Source organism: Parabacteroides sp. MSK.9.14 (genome assembly GCF_019041495.1).
Lineage (GTDB): Bacteria > Bacteroidota > Bacteroidia > Bacteroidales > Tannerellaceae > Parabacteroides > Parabacteroides merdae.
This window is the reverse complement of record NZ_JAHPXO010000082.1, coordinates 1-2,918: the sequence shown is the minus strand read 5'-3', so window position 1 is coordinate 2,918 and position 2,918 is coordinate 1. Positions and strand designations below refer to the sequence as shown.

The 2,918-nt window shown below is 50.5% G+C and carries 1 pseudogene; it reads right to left on the bottom strand.

The window, feature by feature from the left end:
* A pseudogene (locus tag KTG12_RS21010) lies at positions 1-2,803 on the bottom strand (hypothetical protein); the annotation flags it as partial.
* Positions 2,804-2,918 lie beyond the last annotated feature (115 nt).

Sequence of the window (2,918 nt, the reverse complement as noted above, 5' to 3'; positions counted from 1 at the left end):
AAGACGATTCACCGGAATAGCGGTTATCCGAGAATAGTCCTCCAGACTCCATCCTGAGTCCTCCGATGTAGGCATCCCCATTTTGATAAACTTTAAACGGGGCATTTGCAGGTGTTGCATTTCCAGCCCAGATTCGAACAGAGTTTCCGGCTGTTCCACCTCCGGAGAGTCCGGCAAGTTTTTCTCCATTTGAATTTGCAATATAGATACTTCCTCTACTTTCCACATTTCCGTTGCTTTCTACCCGGAATGTCGGATCAGTGGGTGGTTGTCCTTTCGCCCCGGCTGTTCCTCCCGACCAAATACGGATGGAACCGGAAGCAGCCATTCCACCTGTGCTTCCGAAAGCGATCGCACCGGTAGTTATGAGTCCGCCGTTGATCTCCGTTATCGTATTGTCATACTTTGAGGCAAGCACCCATTTAGAACCGCTATATCTATAGATATTCTCCCCATCCACCCATAAGTCATTTGTCCGCATCCCCGATGCTGGAGCCGTCGTTTGATAAAATACCCTTGCCTTGTTATTTGCAGTCAATTGGGCGTTGTTAGCTGCATTTGACGCATTCTCTGCATCCGTCAGGGCATCATTTATCCCATCATACAACGGTTGAAGGTTAGGACGGTCGGAAATGTTATTATAACCGGATGTTCCGGATTTGAATACCATCTTCCCGCCAAACTCTCCGATCCCCAGGTTGAAATAGCACTTTCCATCTGTCGATACTATGCGATCCACCGTGATTCGGCCGGGCAATATCTCCGTGAAGCCGTAGCAGGTCACAAACGACCGTACACCGTCGGCTTGACTACCTAATAAACCGACCAGAAAGTAATAATCGCTGCCTTCGTCCATGTCGTGCGGTTCTTCGGACAAGATAAACTCGCCGGCCTCAGAAGACTTGCCACATTTGGCGTACAGGTAGAGCTTCCCGAAGTCGCCCAGCGGCGGACTGGTGTAGGCAGGTAGATCCCAGAACTTATATTCAGAAACGGCATGGCTGCCTTTTATTTCCGAGATGCCGATCGTCATGTGCTGAAGGATCGCTTTCGGGGCGGTGAACAGTTCGGTCGCATCGTCATAGACAAAGTCCGGATCGACTTTCCGGGGATTGGTCTTGCTGTCCACGAAGCGGAATTGCAGGTTTTCATGTCCGACCAAAAGGGACATGGTGCGCACCCAGACAGGATCGATCCCCTTGGTGTAATCTTTAAACGCCTTTCCCAACATCTCCTGTGCTTCAATCGCATCACGTAAACGACGCTTGGTGTAGTGCATCGCATCGCTGTGGCGGTCGTTATTGATCACCTCGTTGCTTTCGATCTTCGACAGATCCGAGGAGACAAAGCCACCGACCGGCACATTGCTTAGTTCCAGTCCGGGGCTGTAGGGCCTATTTATATAGTCCTTTACAGCCGTGATGCGGATACGCACTCCCTCGGGCTGAAACTGCGGGTCGTCAAACAGGATGTAACCACCTGGCACCAACCGTCCACCCACCTCCAGCCACTGCGATTTCGCCCAAATGCCGTCCAGCTCACCGGTAAAGGCAAAAGATTCCTCTTCCTTGTTGTACAGGCTTCGGGCTGCATCACGAAACATATCCCATGACGCACCCGTCTGTGTGGTATCGTTGCAGACGTATGCCTGCGGCAGCGAAATGTTGAAGACCGCGTATGTATCACCTACAGCCGGACAGCGGTTCGGGTTCGGTATCGTGCCCCCTTCTTTCTCGACAGGCACCAACTTAAACCGTCGGGCTGCATGGTCGTAACCGGTCAAAGCGTCAGATGTCTGCTCGAGGTCAAATTCTTCTCCAGTCATCACACCCGACTGGAAGATAATCGTTGCAGTTTCGCCCGGTATTCGGCATTTGGAATAGTCCAAATCTTCCGGAATCGTGTTATCGATGATATCATAGAGATGCTTTTCGGCATCCACCACAACCACCTCGGACACCGTGCCCACCCGTGAGGGGTAGATGTGCGAACAGTCCAAGCTGTCCTCATTGTTATTGGCCAAAGCCCGGTCGGCTCGTGTAATGAACATGCCATCCTTGTCGGTTTTATAGCGTCTGCCTTCGTATTCCAATTCCTGGGATTTTGGCAGCAGCAGACAGGAAGCTCCATAGGCGGTGCGGTCGATGTTGCGCTCGCCACCCTGCACATAGAGGATGGAGGTGGGTGGTTTTTCGCCCTGCAGCTTACGCCCGACACCGGTTTTGAAGCCATTCCCACGGCCGTAGGAAAGAGGCAGAGGATCGTCCTTGAACTTCTCTACCTTGCCGAAATTGATAGTCTTGCTGACGATTTCGAATTCTGTTCCCCACTCATCCGCAAAGCGGTTAAGCGCATCCAAACAAAACTCATGGCTAAAGGCCAAGGTCTTTTCCGGTGCATCGATACAGGTCCCAATAGACCATCCACCAACTCCCGATTGGTTCATATTATCAATCAAAAGCTCCAGAAAGAAGCGGGGTTTTCCGGTAAGTTGGAATTTCAGCTTTCGGGGAATGGCTGACAGGTGCTTGTATTTGATGGTATCCAGCAGTTCCCAATAGCCGCCAAAGGTGGCACTGTATTCGAGATTGCGAGTGCCATGCTTTGTCAGATCCTCCGGTCTCCAGAGCGTATATCGCTGACCTTGATAGTCAACATAGCTGTAGACAGGTATTTCTACATGTTCTGTCAACGAGAACACAAGATTGACCTTGTCGCCCTGCCGGATGGCCCGATAGCGATAACTGGTATCATCGACCGGTATATCGAGAAGTATTTTCCCTGTCTTTTCAAAAATGATCATAGCTCATTTAATTAATTGATTAACTTTGTCTCCGGAGACCCTCGGTCCCCTAATTTTCTTTTTTTTTACAGCCTCCAATCTGTGATAGCCTGGAGGCTGTTTTATTATTCTTTCG